Here is a 15,046-nt window from a genome sequence, read left to right as displayed (position 1 = left end):
CTTCAGCCGGGAGGCTCTTGATCGATAGCCTGGGGGAGTGAATCTTGGGGTGAACGTCCCGAACTTCGGGCCCGGCACCGATCCCGGCATGCTGCGCGCCTGGGCGCAGACGGTGGAGGGTCTCGGGTTCGACCTGCTGATGGTCTCCGACCACGTGGCGGTGACGCCCGACGTCGCCGAGCAGTACCCGGCGCCGTTCTACGAGCCGTTCACGGCTCTGTCGTGGCTGGCCGGCGTGACCAGCCGGGTCCGGCTCGGGACCACCGTGCTCATCGTGCCGTACCGGCACCCGCTGCTGATCGCCCGCATGGCCGCCAACCTGAACCGGCTCAGCGGGGAGCGTCTGGTCCTCGGCGTCGGCGTCGGCTGGGCGCGGCAAGAGTTCGCCGCGCTCGGGGTCCCCTTCGAGCGGCGCGGGGCGCTGACCGACGAGTACCTGCGGGCGGTGCGCGCCGCCTGGGCCGACGAGAAGGACTACCGGGCCGGCCCGATCCCGATCTGGGTCGGCGGGCACAGCGACGCCGGTCTGCGCCGGGCGGTGGAGCTGGGCGACGCGTGGCATCCGCTGCGGCTCACCCCCGCCGCGTTGCGGGCCACCCTGGGACGGATGAGGGAGATCGCCGACCGGCGGGGACGCCCGGTGCCCGCCCTGGCCCCCCGCATCGCCCTGCGGCTCACCGAGTCACCGGTCACCGGGCCGGAGCGGCTCGCCGGAGAGGGCACGATCGACCAGGTGGCGGGCGATCTCGACGAGCTCCGCCTCCTGGGCGCCGAGAACGTCGTGCTCGACCCTTTCAACGGCGACCCGGACGAGACCCGCCACCCGCGGGTGGCGTGGCAGGCGCTCGCGGCCGTGGCCGCCCTCCAGGACGACAACCGATCCCGACGAACGGAGTCGACGTGACCGAGGACGACGAACGACATCTGCGCAGGGCCGTCGCGCTCGCCGCCGAGGCGCGGGCCTCCGGGGAGGCTCCGTTCGGATCGCTGCTGGTGGGCCCGGACGGCACCGTGCTCGCCGAGGACCACAACACCGTGCTCGGCGACCGCGACATCAGCGCCCATCCGGAGCTGAAACTGGCCCGGTGGGCGGCCCGCGAGCTGGACCCCGGCACCGCCGCGGGCACCACCATGTACACGAGCTGCCAGCCGTGCCGCATGTGCGCCGGCGCCATCGAGCGCTCCGGCCTCGGCCGCGTCGTGTACGCGATCTCCGTCGAGCAGTTCGCCGTCCTCGCCCCGGGCAGGGAGTGGCCCAACGTGCCGCAGGAGGGCCCCGCCCTGTTCGACGAGGCCCGTGTCCCCCTGGACGGCTACTACCGCTGACCCGCCGTCCCGCACCCGGGGCGGCGGCGACGCCGGAGGACGAGGGCCGCGCCCCGCTCCCCCGCCGGTGACCGCCGTCCCGGCACCCGGGGCGCGGGGCGTCGCCGGTCGGGGGCGGTTACAGCCAGCCTCTGCTGTCGGCGACGCGGACCGCCTCTGCGCGGTTGCGGGCGCCCAGCTTGCCGATGGCGCCGGACAGGTAGTTGCGCACGGTGCCCTCCGACAGGAAGAGCGTCCCGGCGATCTCGGCGATCGACGCCCCGTCGGCGGCGGCGCGCAGCACGTCGCACTCGCGGCTGGTGAGCGGGCTGGCGCCCGCCGACAGGCTGGCCGCGGCGAGCTTGGGGTCCACCACACGCTGGCCGGCGCTGACCCTCCTGATGGCGTCGGCCAGCTCCTCGGCGCGCGCGTCCTTGACGACGAAGCCCGCGGCCCCGGACTCGATGGCGCGCCGCAGGTAGCCGGGACGGCCGAACGTGGTCACGATGACGACCCGCGCCGCGTGGCCCGCGTCGCGGATGTCGCCGGCGACGGCCAGGCCGTCGCGGCCGGGCATCTCGATGTCCAGCAGCACGACGTCGGGCCGGTGGCGGGCCACCTCGGCGAGCACGCGGTCGCCGCGGTCGACCTCGCCGACCACCTCGATGTCGTCCTCGAAGCTGAGCAGGGCCGCCATCGCCTGCCTGACAAGGTGCTGGTCGTCCGCCAGCAGCACGCGGATCACACGCACTCCTCCAGTGGCAGCCGGGCTCGCAGCCGGAACCCGCCGCCCGGCGCCGGCGAGCCGTACAGGGTGCCGCCGACCGCCTGCATCCGCTCGGTCAGGCCGCGCAGCCCCCTTCCCTCGGCGCTGGTCGCGGGCCCGCGACCGTCGTCGGTCATCTCGACGTAGGCGTGGGCGGCGTCGACGCCGAACCTGACCTGGCAGGTCGCCGCGTGGCTGTGCCGGACGACGTTGGTCGCGCCCTCGCGCACCACCCAGGCGAACAGCGACGCCGCGCCGGGCGGGATCGGGTCGGTGACCACCTCCAGGCGCACGCCCGCGGCCTCCAGCGCGCGCCGGGCGTTCAGCAGCTCCTCGGTCAGGGACAGGGCGCGGTACCCCGCGACGGCCTCACGCACCTCCGACAGCGCCTGGCGCGACAGCTCCTCCACCTCGCCCATCTCCGCGCGGGCCCTGGCGGGGTCGGCTGGGACCAGCCGGGCCGCGAGCTGGCTCTTCATCGTCATCACCGAGAGGCTGTGGCCGAGGATGTCGTGCAGGTCCCTGGCGAAGCGCAGCCGCTCGTTGTCGATGGCGAGCCGCTCGGCGCGGACGCGGGCCCGGGTGAGCGCCAGGTTGGCGCGCCGCAGGCTGAGGAAGTTGCCCATGGCCCCGGCGAACAGCAACGCCTGCGTCGGGATCCACCAGAACTCCGACAGCGGCAGGCCGAGCAACGGCAGCACGGCGAGGGTGCCGGCGAACGTCACCCCGACGGAGGCGGTGAACGCCCGCGTCTCCAGGCTGGCCGCGAGCGCGCTGATGAGCAGGAACAGCGACGCGAACAGCCACAGCTCGCGCAGCGGGAAGGCGAGCAGCGCGGTGACGACCCACAGCAGGGCCAGCGCCACCGGCGTGGCGTTCTCGTGCGGGCGGGCCAGCGCCGTCCACATCACCCGCAGGTAGAGCACGGCGAACGCGGCGATGCCCGCGGCGACGAGCGCGGCCTCGGCCGGCGCCGGCCCGCTCTCCAGATACCGGGGGACGGGCCACAGGATGAAGACCAGATAGATGGTGGTCCAGAAGCGGCCGGACATAGCCGTATTGTCTCCCCAGAACCCGGAGAGCGACATGAGGCGGGGCCAACAATCTGACAGATGTCACGGCCGAAACATCACATCGGCGCCCACGGGCCGTGACGGGCGCGGGACGAGCATCGCCCTCGTGCTCGTCGTCCACGCCGGGCCGTCGTCACGGCCCGGACCGTAACCCCGGCCGCCGGCACGGCCCCAACCATGACCCGGCCGCCCGCATGGCCCGGCGGGGTGGCCACGGGGGCACCGTCACGGCCCCAGCCATCACCCGGCCGCCGGCACGGCCCCGGGGGCGTCGTCACGGTCCGGGCCTGTGGGCCGGTCAGGCGGTGGCGCGCGCCTGGGTCCACGCCTCCAGCTTGGCGGCGGCCTCCAGCGGGGAGGGCTGGCGGGTGATCTCCTCGCGCAGCCGGCCGGCGGCGGCGCGGTACTCGGGGTCCTCCAGCACGTCGCGCAGCGTCGCCTCGATCAGGTCCCGGTAGGCGGCCTCGTCCTCGCCACGCCGGATCAGCATCACGCCCGCCCCGGACGCCGCCAGGCTCCTGGCGTTCTGCATCTGGTCGGTGATCAGGGGGAACAGCACCTGCGGCACCCCGTGGCCCGCCGCGGTCAGCATGGTGCCCGCCCCGCCCTGGTGCAGCACCGCGTCGCAGGCGGGCATCAGCAGGTGGAACGGCACCATCTCGGCCAGCCGGGAGCCGGGCGGCAGCTCGGGCAGCAGCGCGCGGTCCCCCGGCGCGACGGCGACGACGAGCTCGACGTCCAGGCGCGAGGCGGCCTCGACCACCAGCGGCAGCGCGAAGGCGTGCTCCCCGACGAGCCGCACCGTCGAGGTCCCCCAGGAGACCAGCACCCTGCGCCGCCCCGCGGGCCGGTGGACCCACGCGGGCTCGGTCCCGGGCCCGTTGTAGGGCACGTAGCTCAGCGGAGAGTGGCCGCTCTCGGCGGGCGTCTGCATGGACGGCGGGCAGCCGTCCACGGTGAGGTCGCCGCGCGTGTTCATCGTGGCGAGGCCCGCGCGGTCGAGCAGCGGGCGCAGCGCCTCCAGCTCCCACGCGGGCGGCGCCGGGAGGGGGCCGAACAGGAACCGCACCGCCGGGATGCCCAGCGCGGCGGCCGCCGCCGGCGCCGCGTAGGTGAGCGGGTCGTAGACCACCAGGTCGGCCCGCCATGCCCGGCAGAAGCCGAGCAGGTCGTCCAGCATCGCCTCGCCGACCCGCGCGAACAGGCCGAACGCCTGCCGCTCGATCGCGTCGCGGTCGCCGGCCGCGAGCGTCTTCCAGTGCGGGCCGGGCTTGCCGAGCCGCGAGAAGACGTCACGCCTGAACCCCGCGCCCAGGTCGACGTCCTCGCCGCAGGGCACCGCCAGGTGCCCGGAGCGCTGGACGGCCGGCACCAGGGCCGGCTGGGTGGCGACCACGACCTCGTGGCCGGCGGCGCGCAGCGCCCACGCCAGTGGGACCATCGGGTAGTAGTGCGAACTCCATGACCACACCGCGAAGACGACACGCATGCGGCGTCCCTCTCTTTCGCTCGCCCGGGTCAGCCGGGCTTTCCGAGCACGGCCGTCTGCGAGACGCTGGGATAGAAGGGGCCGACGAACATCTCGGGCAGCATCTCGACGACGCGCCCGCGGTCGAACTCGGGGAACCCGTACAGCTCCCGCGGGTCGCCGTGGGCGAGTTCGAGGCCGAGACCGTCGGTGAGCCGGCGCAGGTCGACGTTGCGCTCCGCCGGGCCCTCGGGCAGGACGCCGAGCGGGCGCAGGTGCAGCAGCAGGTCGGCGGTGATCAGGCAGAGCCCGCCGGGGGCGAGCAGCGCCGCGCTGCTCTCCAGCACCGCGCGGCCGGCCCGCTCGCCGAGGTGGTCCAGGGTGGAGAGCAGGAACACCCGGTCGAAGGACCCCTGCTCCAGCGCCGCCGCCTCCGACAGGTCGGTGACCAGCCGGACGTCGGTGCCGAACGCCCGGTTGATCCGGGCGTGCGCCCGCGCGGGCTCGCCGGCGGCCGTGGGGTCGACGTTGACCACCTGGAGGCCGTTCATGGCCAGCACGAACTGGAAGCCGCCCAGCCCCTCGCCGCTCAGCATGACCCGCATGCCCGGCCGCACGCCGGCGGTGAAGTAGGCCCACGGGTACTGGAAGGTCTTCAGCCCGCGCTGCGCCTGGAAGGCGAACGGCCCGTAGGCGTCGGGGTCCACCTTCTCCAGCCGCCGCCTGAAGGACACCATGGCCGACGGCCCCCGGCCGTACGGGGCGCCCCAGGTCCTGTTCCATTCGAGGTACTCGTCCTGGAGCGGGGCTCTGCCGATCATCGGGCGCCTCCGGCGGGCTTGCGCAGCACCAGCGCCTGCGAGGCGCACGGGTAGCGGGGCGAGACGAGCAGGTCGGGCACCAGCTCGACGACGCGTTCGAGGTCGAACTCGGGGAACCCCAGCAGCTCGCGCGGGTCGCCGTACACCAGCTCCAGGCCGAGGCCCGAGACCGCCTGGTGGACGTCGATGTTGCCGCCGTAGCTGTTGGCGGGCAGCACCCCGAAGGGCTTGACGTCGAAGAACAGGTCGACGGTGACCAGGAACAGCCCGTCCGGCGCCAGCAGCGCGGCGACGCGTTCGAGGATGCCGCGCGCGTCGGCCTGGTCCAGGTGCTCAAGGACCGACAGGCACAGGGCCCGGTCGAAGGTGCCCTCGGGCAGGTCGGCGTCCTGGACGGTCTCGGGGATCAGGCGCACGTCGACGCCGAACGCGTCGTTCATACGCTGGTGGTTGTGCGGGGTGAGGCCCCACATGGCGGCCGACAGCGAGCCCCACTCGCCGTTCTTGGCGGAGGGGTCGACGTTGGTGACCTCGCATCCCTCCATCGCCAGGACGAACTGCAGCCCGCTCAGCCCCGCCCCGACGTCCAGGACGCGCATGCCGGGCTTGGCCTCCATCGTGTGGTAGGCCCACGGGTACTCGAAGACCCGGGTGTCGCTGGTGAGCTGGAACGCGAACGGCCCGAACGCGTGCGGGTCGACCCGGTCGAAGCCCTCCAGCCGGTCGGCCACCTCCAGGGCGGCCGCCTCTTCGCGGCCGTAGGGGGCGCCCCAGTAGGCGTTCCACTCCCGGTACTCGGCCGGGAGCGCCTTCCTGCCGATCACTCCGGGCCTCCCGCCGTCGCCGCGGACATCTGGGCCACGCCGTGGTCGGGCGCGAGCTCTCCCCTGGCCAGGCTCTCCAGGACGCCGACGACGGCCGTGGGCGGCGGCTGCTCCAGCATCTGGCCGCGCAGGAACCGCGCCGCCTCCCGGTAGGAGGGGTCTTCCAGCACCTTGCGCGCCTGGGAGCGCACCGACTCGCGGCTGGTCTCCTTGGGCACCAGGTAGGTGCCGGCGCCGCTGCGCTCCACCGGGATGGCGTTGACGACCTGGTCGGGCGTCTGCACCACCATGAGCTGGGGCACCCCGCACAGGGCGGAGTTCAGCGTGGTGCCCGCGCCGCCCTGGTGGATGATCGCGTCGCAGGTGGGGAGCAGCACGTTGAGCGGCACCGAGTCGGCGACGCGGACGCCCGGCGGCACCGAGCTGAACAGGGCGAGCTGGTCGGGCGTGGCGGCCAGCACGATCTCGGCGTCCATGTCGGCGACCGCGTCCACGACGTAAGGCAGCCGGGTGGCGTGCTCCTCGCTGAACTTGGTGGTGGTCGTCCCCCAGCAGACGCAGATGCGGCGCCGCGGCGGCGGCTCCAGCGTCCAGGCGGGCACGGCCGACAGGCCGTTGTAGGGCACGTACCGCATGAGCTGGCGCGGGATGGGGGCGGGGAACTGCAGCCCCGGCGGGCACGGGTCCACGGTCAGCGGTCCCACGGTGTCCAGGTCCGGCAGGCCGTACCTCTCCAGCAGCGGCGCCATGGCCGCCGCCTCGATGTGCCGGGTCTCGTAGGTGAAGTCGGGCCCGAACAGGCTGCGGACGGCCGGCACCCCGACCAGGCGCGCCACCAGCGGCCCGGCGTAGGTGAGCGGGTCGTGCACGACGAGGTCGGGCCGCCAGTCGCGGGCGAAGCCCAGCAGCTCGTCGGCCATCAGCTCGGCGATCGCGACGAACTGGGAGAAGGACTTCTGCACCCGGCGCCGCTTGCGCTCGTCCCACTGGCCGGGGCCGGGAGGGTCCTCCTCCTCGACCCGCAGCGAGGCCAGCTCGCGCCGGTGGTAGCCGACGATGTCGAAGTCCTCGCCGGTGACGACGCCCGGCAGGCCCGAGCGCATGATCGTGTCCATCAGCGCCGGCTGGCTGGCGACACGCACCTCGTGGCCGGCGGCCCGCAGCGCCCAGGCGAGCGGGACCATCGGAAAGTAGTGCGAGGGCCATGCCCATGTGGTGAAGAGCACGCGCATACCCGTGAACCCCAATCGTGGTGCGTCAGGAAACGGAGTCGGCGGAGGTGACCACGAACAGCGGCTGGTCGTACTCCACCGGGGTGCCGTCGAGGACGAGGATCTCCACGATCCGGCCGTGCCGGTCCGCCTGGACCTCGTTCATCAGCTTCATCGCCTCCAGGATGGCCACCTGCTGGCCCTCCTGGATCTCGTCGCCGACGTTCACGAAGGGCGCGACGCCGGGGGTCGCGGCCCGGTAGAAGGTGCCCACCATGGGCGCCCTGACGTACCCGAGGCCCTCCGGCGGCTCGTCGGCGGCGGGACGGTCCGCGACCGGCTGCGCCACGTGCGCGCCGTCCTGCCATTCCATCTCCAGGCTCGCGTCCGCGACCTGCAGCCGGATCCGCCTGACCGGACCGGGCACGCCGTCCAGCAGCCGCGTGACCTGGTGTACCAGCGCTTCGGCCTGGTCGGCGGGTCCGGTGGAAGAATGCTCGTCCGGCATGGCCTTCCTTCCCGTGGGGGCTCGCCAGCGTCCATGGCCGGATGCTTTCCGCGCCGGCTCGCGGGGCGCTCGACGACGGCTGGACCGCCGGCCGCCCAGCGCTCCTCCAGCGGCCCTCGATCGGCGCGGTGCACGGTGGGGGCGCCGTCGCATCCGCTTGTGTGGGCAGGGGAACTGATGGACGAGGCGACACCCCCCGTACTGATCGTCGGCGGTGGCCTGGCCGGCCTGTCCGCCGCCGCCTTCCTCGCGTCGCACGGCGTGCGCGCCCTGCTCGTGGAGCGCCGGGCCGGGCCGCTGGCCCACCCGCGCGCCCGGGCGGTGAACCCGCGCACGGTGGAGCTGCTGCGCGGGATCGGCCTGGAGCCGGCGGTCATGGACGCCTGCACCTACAGCGACTCCCCCGACTCCCTGCTGATCCGGGCCGAGAGCCTGTCGGCTCCGCCCCTGCACGAGGGGCCGCTGGCCGACCCGGCCGCGGGCGCGGGGGACGACGGGGCCAGCCCCTGCCGGTGGGCGCCCATCGGCCAGGACCGCCTGGAGGCGCTCGTCGCCGCGCGGGCGGTGGAGCTGGGCGCCGACGTCCGCTACGGCACGACGCTGCTGGAGCTGCGGGAGAGCGGCGAGGGCGTCAACGCGCTGGTCGCCGAGGCCGGCACGGGCCGGAAGTACACCGTCCGGGCCTCGTACGCGGTGGCCGCCGACGGCAACCGCAGCCCGATCCGCCGCGCGCTGGGCATCCCCATGGAGGGGCCCGGCAGCCTGGGGCACACCGCGACGTTCGTCTTCACGGCCGACCTGGACGGCGCGCTGCGCGGCCGGCGGCTCGGCATCGGGCACGTGGACCGGCCCGAGCCGGGCACCGTGCTGCTCCCGCACGACGGCGCCGGCGCCTGGGTCCTCAGCGTCCCCTACCGACCCGCCGAGGACGTGCCGCCGAGCGGCTTCACCGACGAGCGGTGCGTCGCCACCGTGCGTGAGGCGGTGGGCGACCCGGGGCTGGAGGTCACCGTCGCCGACCAGCTCGCCGACGGCGTCAAGGTGCTCGCCTGGGAGATCGGGGCGCAGGTCGCCGCCCGGTTCCGCGGCGGCCGGGTGTTCCTCGCCGGCGACTCCGCCCACGTCATCCCGCCGACCGGGGCGCTCGGCGCCAGCCTGGGCATCCAGGACGCGCACAACCTGGCCTGGCGGCTGGCCGCCGTGCTGGGCGGCCGGGCCGGGCCCGGCCTGCTCGACGGGTACGAGGCCGAGCGGCGGCCGACGGCGCTGATGACGCTGCGGCAGGCGATGGTGCAGATGAGCCGGCGCACCGGCAAGGCGCTGCCGCAGGTCGCCGGCGCCGAGGTGCTCGACTACGACGCCGTGGTGTTCGGCTACCGGTACCGGTCGGCCGACATCGCCGGGGACGACTCCCCGGACGAGGGCCCGCCCGCCTGGAGCCCGCGGGAGCTGCGCGCGCAGCCGGGGACACGTGCCCCGCACGCCGAGCTGACCCGCGACGGCCGCGCGCTGTCGGCGATCGACCTGTTCGGCCGCGGCTTCGTGCTGCTGGCCGCCGCCAAGGCCGGCGAGTGGGCGCGGGCCGGCCGCGCCGCCGGCCTGACCGTCCACCAGGTCGAGCACGACGTGCTGGACGCGGGCGGCGACTTCCACGAGCGGTACGGGCTTCGCCCCGACGGCGCGGTGCTGGTGCGCCCGGACGGGTTCGTCGCCTGGCGCTCCGACACCGCGGCGACCCCGCACGACGACGAGCCGCCCCGCGTCCTGGCCCGCGTCCTGGCCCGCGTGCTGCACCGCCCCGCCCGAGCTCCCGAGGTGAGACCATGCGCGTCCTGATGACATCGTGGGCCACGGCCTCGCACTTCCGCCCGATGGTGCCGCTCGGCTGGGCCCTGCAGGCGGCCGGGCACGAGGTGCGCGTGGCCTGCCAGCCGTCGCTCGCGGCCGACGTCGCGGGCGCCGGGCTGTACCCGGTCGTGGCCGGCGACGACGTGGACGTCAGCGGCATCTGGCGCACCGCCAGCGTCGCGCCGCGCGAGGGGGACGACCCGCGCGGGCACGCGCGCGAGCGCACGGTGCGCGCCATGCGCATGTTCACGCACGTGGCCGAGGCCGTCACCGGGGACGTGCTCGCCGTGGCCCGCTCCTGGCGCTGCGACCTGGTCGTGTTCGAGCCGCGCGCGTACGCGGGGCTGATCTCCGCCGAGCTGCTCGGCGTCCCGGCGGTGCGGCACATCTTCGGCGTCGACTTCACCTACTGGCGCCACGCCGAGGAGCGCGAGCTGCTGGAGCCGCTGTGGGAGCGGTTCGGCGTGCGCGGCGTGGACCCCTCGGGCACGCTGACGATCGACCCGTTCCCGCCCAGCGCGCAGATCGAGCGGGTGCTCAAGGCCCGCACGGTGCGCCCGCTGTCCTACAACGGGCCCGAGGTCGTGCCGGCGTGGCTCTCCACGCCGCCCCTGCGCCCCCGGGTGTGCGTGACCTGGGGCACGACGTTCGCCAAGACCGCCGGGCACCTCCGGCCGCTGGAGAGCGTGCTGGACGGCCTGCGCGGGCTCGACGTCGAGGTGGTGGCGGCGGTGACCGCCGCGCAGCGGGAGATGCTTCGGGACGTCCCGGCCGGGGTGCGGGTGGTGGAGTCCATGCCGCTGAACCTGCTGCTGCCCTCCTGCGCGGCCGTCGTGCACCAGGGAGGGCCGGGCACGGCCCTGGCCGCCGTCATGAGCGGCGTCCCGCAGGTGCTGATCCCCTCCATCGGCGACCAGCCGCTGTGCGCCGAGCGGATCGCGGCGGCGGGCGCGGGGCGGGTCGTCCCGTTCGCGGAGCTGGGCCCGGAGACGGTGCGCGAGGCGGTGACGCGGGTGCTGGGCGACGCCTCCCACGCCGAGGCGGCCGACCGGCTGCGGCGGGAGGCCCGCCGCCAGCCCGCTCCCGCGGAGCTGGTCGGGGTCCTCTCCGAGCTGACGCGCTGAAGGGCGCCCGCCCTCCACGGCCCGCGCGCACGCGACCGGCCCGGCACCGTCTCGGTGCCGGGCCGGTCCTCGCCTCACGGGGTCAGCGCAGCGTCATGATCTCGTGCATGCCCAGGGCGCAGGCGTCGATGCCGGTCTCGGGGATGCGCAGCCAGGAGAAGACGCCGTAGCGGCCGGGCGGCAGGTGCACGCTGAACATCATCTGCTTGCCCGGCGAAAGCGCGAGCATCCCGCCGATCGAGTCGAAGAACGGCCGTGGCGGCAGCGGGCGCCCGGCGAGCTGGGCGTCGAAGTACGCCTGGATGTCGCGGTCGGTCGCCCCCGGCAGCAGCTCCAGGAACATGGCCTCCTGCGGCTGGGAGCTGTCGTTGCGCACCAGCAGCCTGCCGTCGGCCGGGATCGACCCGGAAGCGATCATGAAGTCCTTGCCGAGCAGGTTGCCCATGTAGACGACGCCGTCGATCGGGAGCGGCAGCGCGGGGCTGTTCTCCTGGGTGACCTGCAGCCACCCGAAGGGCGACGGCGCGGGCTCGGCGGCGGTCCGCGCCTCGGGGGCCTCACCCGCCGGGACGGCGGCCTTCAGCGCGTCGACGTCCAGCCGCCCCTCGACGAGGCTCTTGACGCTGGGGGCGGCGCCGGGGACCTGCGGCCCGGGGATGGCCGCGGAGCCGAAGAAGTAGTCGCCCTGGGTCAGCGTCTGGGTGAGCTCGACGGTGTTTCCCGGGTACACCTTCGCGCCGCCCGAGTATTCGACGTTGTCGTAAAGGGAGCGCAGCGCGGGAAGCGCCACCGACATGTCGGGCGACGCGCTTTTGGTGATCCAGTCGACGAACTGGGTGAGCGTGGCGCCGTTCTTGAGCTTGTAGACCGTCCACCAGTATCCGTGGGCGCCCTCGGCGGTCACCCGAAAGGTCACCGGGCCGCGGGGGCGCGGGTTGGCGCCGGGGATGACGAAGCCGGCCGGCGAGACGTGGACGTTCAGGACCGGGGGCGCGGCGAGCGGCACCCGGCCGGCGGACGCCGGCGCGGCGCCCAACGCGCTGACGAGGAAGGAGGCGAGGAGCAGCAGGGCCGCGGCGGCGGCCCGCCTCACCCGGGGGACTGACATGTGGAACTCCCATCTTGCCGTGGGCGGGATGCCGCGAGGTAGATCTCGTAGTGGCCGCCGGGACGCGACCGGTCCTGGTAGGGGCGCAGCGGCGAGGGATGTCCGGCGCTTCGGAAGGCCCGCTCCCAGCGGGTGAACGCCCCGCGGTCGGTCCAGTCCATGACCAGCAGGTGGCGCCCGCGGTCGGCCGGCGAGCTCAGCAGCTCGTAGGCGAGCAGCCCGGAGGTTCCCCGCAGCTGGAGCGCCGCGCGCCGGTAGGCCTCGACCACCGCCTCGGGCCGGCCGTCGGGGGCGCGGTGGTAGACCAGCACGCGCAGGCCGGGCTCGTGCGGCGCGGTCACAGCAGGACGCCGACGATGGACACGTTCACCACCAGGCCGGCGACCGCGAGGGACGTGCGCACCAGGTTCCAGTCGCGCCAGCGCGACCGGGGGTCGACGCTCGCCCAGTCCGCCGGCATGTCGGCCGGGTCCAGGGCCGCGATCCACCGGTTGATGGGGACGTTCTTGGTGAGCGACACCGCCATGACCGCGATGTACAGCAGCGCGCCGGCGGCGGCCAGGAGGCGTGCCGGCCCGGTGGGCGCCAGGAACGTCACCACGACGTCGCAGACCATGGCCGTCGCCAGCGACAGCGGCATGAACGGGTCGAAGCGGGTGACCAGGAACTTGTGCACCGGCACGTACTGCTCGACCGGCAGGGCGACCAGCATCGGCGCCCCGCCCAGCGCCGACAGCAGCAGGGCGCCGGCGGCGAGCCCGCCGGTCAGCAGGGAGATCGGCAATATGACGCTCAACATGGCACACCACTCATCCGGAAAAGAGTGCCGGGATATACGCTGGAAAAGCTGTCATGAACACCTCGAGGACCACTAGAAAAGCCGTCTAGCGCCATTTGCCGACCGCTTTCCGGCATAGTCGCCGATGAATTGCGTTGATAAAATCCGGGAGATGGGAGAATTGAGAACCGCACTCGTCACCGGCGCCTCCAGCGGCATAGGGGAGGCCTTCTGCCGCGAGCTGGCCGCCCGCGGCCACCACCTGGTGGTGGTGGCCAGGCGGGCCGCGCCGCTGGACACCCTGGCCGGGGAGCTGCGCTCGCGGCACGGCGTCCAGGTGGAGACCATCGCCGCCGACCTGACCAGCCCCGAGGGGCTGCGCGCCGTCGAACTGCGGCTGTCCGACCCCGGGCGGCCGGTCGACCTGCTGGTCAACAGCGCGGGCCTGGTGGGCCGCATCGGGCCGCTCCCCCACCAGGAGGAGGGGGCGCACGAGCGGCTCATCGACCTCAACATCGCCGCGACCGTCCGGCTGACCCGCGCGGCCGTCACCGGCATGGTGCCGCGGCGGCGCGGAGGGGTCGTCAACCTCTCCTCCGCGAGCGCCTTCGCGCCCGCCCCGGGCGGCGCCGCGTACGTGGCCAGCAAGGCGTTCGTCGTCTCGTTCAGCCAGAGCGTGCACGGCGAGGTGAAGTGGCTGGGCGTGTCGGTCACCGCCCTGTGCCCCGGCTCGGTGGCCACCGCGGGCTCGCGGTCGAAGGGCGGCCGGTTCGGCCGCGTGATCGCGCCCGAGGCCGTCGCCCGCCAGGGCCTGGCCGCCGTGGCGGCGGGCCGGCCGGTGCACGTGGTCGGCGCCGACTACCGTCTCAGGGCGGCCGCCGCCCGCTGGTTCCCCGGCCTGGTCCGCCGCGGCCGCTACCAGACCTGGGGCCGCAGGGCCGCCGACGCCCTCGCCGCCGGCGACACCACCCCCGCCCGCGCCTGAGCGTGCCGGAGCCCCGGCCGGGGACGGCCGGGGCTTCGGACGCGGGTCAGGCTGCCAGGCCGGCGATGGTGCCCACCACCGACGACAGCGGCGGCTGGGCCTCGATGTCGGCGGCCAGGGCCGCGGCGGCGGCGCGGTAGGAGGAGTCCGGGGCGAGCAGGTCGCTCGCGTACCGGTGGACCTGCTCATACGACGCCTCGTCGGCCCGCAGCAGCACGCCCGCCCCGGTCGAGGCCAGGTGCCGCGAGTTGACCATCTGGTCGGGGAGCTGCGGCAGGTGGAGCTGCGGCACACCGTACTTGGCGGCGGTGAGCGTCGTGCCGCCGCCGCCCTGGTGCACCACGGCGTCGCAGGTGGGCAGCAGGGCGTCCAGCGGCACCGACTCCACGACGCGCACGTGCCCGGGCAGCTCGGGCAGCATGCCGCGCTGCCGGGCGGTGATGGCGATCACCACCTCGGCGTCGAGTGCCGAGACGGCCGCGGTCACGTCCCCCGGCAGGAACGACGCCTCGCCGGTGAGCCGGTCGGTGGAGGTGCCCCAGGTGAGGCAGACCCTGCGCCGGGCCGGCCGTTCGTGCGCGCGCGGCGGCACCGCGCTCAGCCCGGTGAACGGCACGTAGCGGAAGCGGCTCCGGGCGACCGGCGCGTCGGCCTGGAGCATCGGCGGGCACGGGTCGACGGTCAGGTCTCCCAGCGTGTTCGGCTCCTTGCAGTCCATGCGCTCCATCAGCGAGGTCAGCACGCCCTCGCCCTCGGGCCTGAACCAGTAGCCGATGTCGGGGCCGAACAGGTTGCGCACCGACGGCACGCCGATCTCCTGCGCCGCGAGCGGCGCCGCCCACGTCAGCGGGTCGTGCACGATGACGTCCGGCCGCCAGGCCCTGGCGAACGCCAGCAGGTCCTCGGCCATCGCCTCCATCAGGGCGGCGTACAGGCCGAGCGAGGTCAGGTGCCGCTCGCGGTCGCGGGCCCTTCGCTCCTCGGGCGTGCGGGCGGCGTCCGCGCCGTAGTCCATCATCGGGTTGATCCTCGTGCGGTACCACGTGCCGGCGTCCAGGTCGCGGCCGACGCGGACGGCGGGCATGCCGGTGCCGACGATGACAGGGGCCAGCTCGGGCTGGCTGGCCACCCGCACGTCGTGTCCCTGGGCGCGGCAGGCCCACGCCAGCGGCACCATGGGGTAGTAGTGGGTCGACCACGCCCACGTGGCGAACAGTACGCGCATCG

At 74.7% G+C, this 15,046-nt stretch carries 16 protein-coding genes; 5 read left to right on the top strand and 11 right to left on the bottom strand.

Features of this window, described 5'->3' with window-relative positions:
• Positions 1–37: 37 nt before the first annotated feature.
• Together PYR91_RS17570 and PYR91_RS17565 are read left to right on the top strand one after the other, a co-directional pair.
• Positions 38–904, top strand: a complete 867-nt coding sequence (locus PYR91_RS17570) for an LLM class flavin-dependent oxidoreductase (protein WP_279780943.1) — start codon at positions 38–40, stop codon at positions 902–904.
• On the top strand, positions 901–1,326 hold the full coding sequence (locus PYR91_RS17565; RefSeq protein WP_279780942.1) for a nucleoside deaminase: 426 nt from the start codon (positions 901–903) through the stop codon (positions 1,324–1,326). The genes PYR91_RS17570 and PYR91_RS17565 overlap by 4 nt, the downstream gene beginning before the upstream one ends.
• A gap of 118 nt (positions 1,327–1,444) precedes the next feature.
• Here the strand turns inward: PYR91_RS17565 and PYR91_RS17560 are convergent, their stop codons facing one another.
• From PYR91_RS17560 to accB, 7 genes are all read right to left on the bottom strand, one after another.
• The gene (locus tag PYR91_RS17560) at positions 1,445–2,050 is read right to left on the bottom strand and encodes a response regulator transcription factor (protein WP_279780941.1); all 606 of its coding nucleotides are present in this window, start codon (positions 2,048–2,050) and stop codon (positions 1,445–1,447) included.
• Complete coding sequence (locus PYR91_RS17555; RefSeq protein ID WP_279780940.1) at positions 2,047–3,123, bottom strand: sensor histidine kinase; 1,077 nt, start codon at positions 3,121–3,123, stop codon at positions 2,047–2,049. Before PYR91_RS17555 ends, PYR91_RS17560 begins: the two co-directional genes overlap by 4 nt.
• A 319-nt stretch (positions 3,124–3,442) precedes the next feature.
• On the bottom strand, positions 3,443–4,633 hold the full coding sequence (locus PYR91_RS17550; RefSeq protein WP_279780939.1) for a nucleotide disphospho-sugar-binding domain-containing protein: 1,191 nt from the start codon (positions 4,631–4,633) through the stop codon (positions 3,443–3,445).
• Between the two features lie 29 nt (positions 4,634–4,662).
• Positions 4,663–5,433 (bottom strand): class I SAM-dependent methyltransferase, encoded by a 771-nt coding sequence (locus PYR91_RS17545; RefSeq protein ID WP_279780938.1) that lies wholly within the window; start codon positions 5,431–5,433, stop codon positions 4,663–4,665.
• Positions 5,430–6,257: a methyltransferase domain-containing protein gene (locus PYR91_RS17540; protein ID WP_279780937.1), complete on the bottom strand. Its 828-nt coding sequence runs from the start codon at positions 6,255–6,257 to the stop codon at positions 5,430–5,432. Before PYR91_RS17540 ends, PYR91_RS17545 begins: the two co-directional genes overlap by 4 nt.
• Complete coding sequence (locus tag PYR91_RS17535) at positions 6,254–7,489, bottom strand: nucleotide disphospho-sugar-binding domain-containing protein (RefSeq protein WP_279780936.1); 1,236 nt, start codon at positions 7,487–7,489, stop codon at positions 6,254–6,256. The genes PYR91_RS17540 and PYR91_RS17535 overlap by 4 nt, the downstream gene beginning before the upstream one ends.
• A gap of 25 nt (positions 7,490–7,514) precedes the next feature.
• Positions 7,515–7,976, bottom strand: coding sequence for an acetyl-CoA carboxylase biotin carboxyl carrier protein (gene accB / locus PYR91_RS17530; protein ID WP_279780935.1), 462 nt, complete (start codon positions 7,974–7,976; stop codon positions 7,515–7,517).
• Between the two features lie 177 nt (positions 7,977–8,153).
• On the opposite strand from accB, the gene PYR91_RS17525 reads away from it, so the two are divergent.
• Positions 8,154–9,812: an FAD-dependent monooxygenase gene (locus tag PYR91_RS17525; RefSeq protein ID WP_279780934.1), complete on the top strand. Its 1,659-nt coding sequence runs from the start codon at positions 8,154–8,156 to the stop codon at positions 9,810–9,812.
• Positions 9,800–10,948, top strand: coding sequence for a nucleotide disphospho-sugar-binding domain-containing protein (locus PYR91_RS17520; protein WP_279780933.1), 1,149 nt, complete (start codon positions 9,800–9,802; stop codon positions 10,946–10,948). The genes PYR91_RS17525 and PYR91_RS17520 overlap by 13 nt, the downstream gene beginning before the upstream one ends.
• 82 nt (positions 10,949–11,030) lie before the next feature.
• On the opposite strand, the gene PYR91_RS17515 is transcribed toward PYR91_RS17520, so the two are convergent.
• Genes PYR91_RS17515 through PYR91_RS17505 form a run of 3 tightly spaced genes read right to left on the bottom strand, consistent with a single transcriptional unit; the run spans position 11,031 to position 12,855 of the window.
• Complete coding sequence (locus PYR91_RS17515) at positions 11,031–12,056, bottom strand: hypothetical protein (protein ID WP_279780932.1); 1,026 nt, start codon at positions 12,054–12,056, stop codon at positions 11,031–11,033.
• The gene (locus tag PYR91_RS17510; RefSeq protein WP_279780931.1) at positions 12,038–12,397 is read right to left on the bottom strand and encodes an antibiotic biosynthesis monooxygenase; all 360 of its coding nucleotides are present in this window, start codon (positions 12,395–12,397) and stop codon (positions 12,038–12,040) included. Before PYR91_RS17510 ends, PYR91_RS17515 begins: the two co-directional genes overlap by 19 nt.
• Entirely contained in the window at positions 12,394–12,855 is a 462-nt protein-coding gene (locus PYR91_RS17505) for a DUF1772 domain-containing protein (protein ID WP_279780930.1), read from the bottom strand. Before PYR91_RS17505 ends, PYR91_RS17510 begins: the two co-directional genes overlap by 4 nt.
• A 151-nt stretch (positions 12,856–13,006) precedes the next feature.
• Here PYR91_RS17505 and PYR91_RS17500 point away from each other — a divergent pair, with 151 nt between their 5' ends.
• Positions 13,007–13,819 carry an SDR family NAD(P)-dependent oxidoreductase gene (locus PYR91_RS17500; protein ID WP_279780929.1) on the top strand — a complete coding sequence of 271 codons (813 nt, stop codon included), beginning with the start codon at positions 13,007–13,009 and terminating at the stop codon, positions 13,817–13,819.
• A 46-nt stretch (positions 13,820–13,865) separates the two neighbouring features.
• Here PYR91_RS17500 and PYR91_RS17495 read toward each other — a convergent pair whose 3' ends face one another.
• On the bottom strand, positions 13,866–15,044 hold the full coding sequence (locus tag PYR91_RS17495; protein ID WP_279780928.1) for a nucleotide disphospho-sugar-binding domain-containing protein: 1,179 nt from the start codon (positions 15,042–15,044) through the stop codon (positions 13,866–13,868).
• Positions 15,045–15,046 lie beyond the last annotated feature (2 nt).

This window comes from Sphaerisporangium sp. TRM90804 (genome assembly GCF_029846175.1).
Classification (GTDB): domain Bacteria; phylum Actinomycetota; class Actinomycetes; order Streptosporangiales; family Streptosporangiaceae; genus Sphaerisporangium.
Note: the sequence above shows the minus strand (reverse complement) of the source record. Positions and strands in the feature narration are given on the sequence as shown.

What these genes read in the sequence shown, in the direction of transcription:
- PYR91_RS17555 (WP_279780940.1), bottom strand. Translation starts at nt 3,123, where the DNA reads ATGTCCGGCCGCTTCTGGACCACCATCTATCTGGTCTTCATCCTGTGG.
- PYR91_RS17550 (WP_279780939.1), bottom strand. Translation starts at nt 4,633, where the DNA reads ATGCGTGTCGTCTTCGCGGTGTGGTCATGGAGTTCGCACTACTACCCG.
- PYR91_RS17545 (WP_279780938.1), bottom strand. Translation starts at nt 5,433, where the DNA reads ATGATCGGCAGAGCCCCGCTCCAGGACGAGTACCTCGAATGGAACAGG.
- PYR91_RS17535 (WP_279780936.1), bottom strand. Translation starts at nt 7,489, where the DNA reads ATGCGCGTGCTCTTCACCACATGGGCATGGCCCTCGCACTACTTTCCG.
- accB (WP_279780935.1), bottom strand. Translation starts at nt 7,976, where the DNA reads ATGCCGGACGAGCATTCTTCCACCGGACCCGCCGACCAGGCCGAAGCG.
- PYR91_RS17525 (WP_279780934.1), top strand. Translation starts at nt 8,154, where the DNA reads ATGGACGAGGCGACACCCCCCGTACTGATCGTCGGCGGTGGCCTGGCC.
- PYR91_RS17520 (WP_279780933.1), top strand. Translation starts at nt 9,800, where the DNA reads ATGCGCGTCCTGATGACATCGTGGGCCACGGCCTCGCACTTCCGCCCG.
- PYR91_RS17515 (WP_279780932.1), bottom strand. Translation starts at nt 12,056, where the DNA reads ATGTCAGTCCCCCGGGTGAGGCGGGCCGCCGCCGCGGCCCTGCTGCTC.
- PYR91_RS17505 (WP_279780930.1), bottom strand. Translation starts at nt 12,855, where the DNA reads ATGTTGAGCGTCATATTGCCGATCTCCCTGCTGACCGGCGGGCTCGCC.
- PYR91_RS17500 (WP_279780929.1), top strand. Translation starts at nt 13,007, where the DNA reads ATGGGAGAATTGAGAACCGCACTCGTCACCGGCGCCTCCAGCGGCATA.
- PYR91_RS17495 (WP_279780928.1), bottom strand. Translation starts at nt 15,044, where the DNA reads ATGCGCGTACTGTTCGCCACGTGGGCGTGGTCGACCCACTACTACCCC.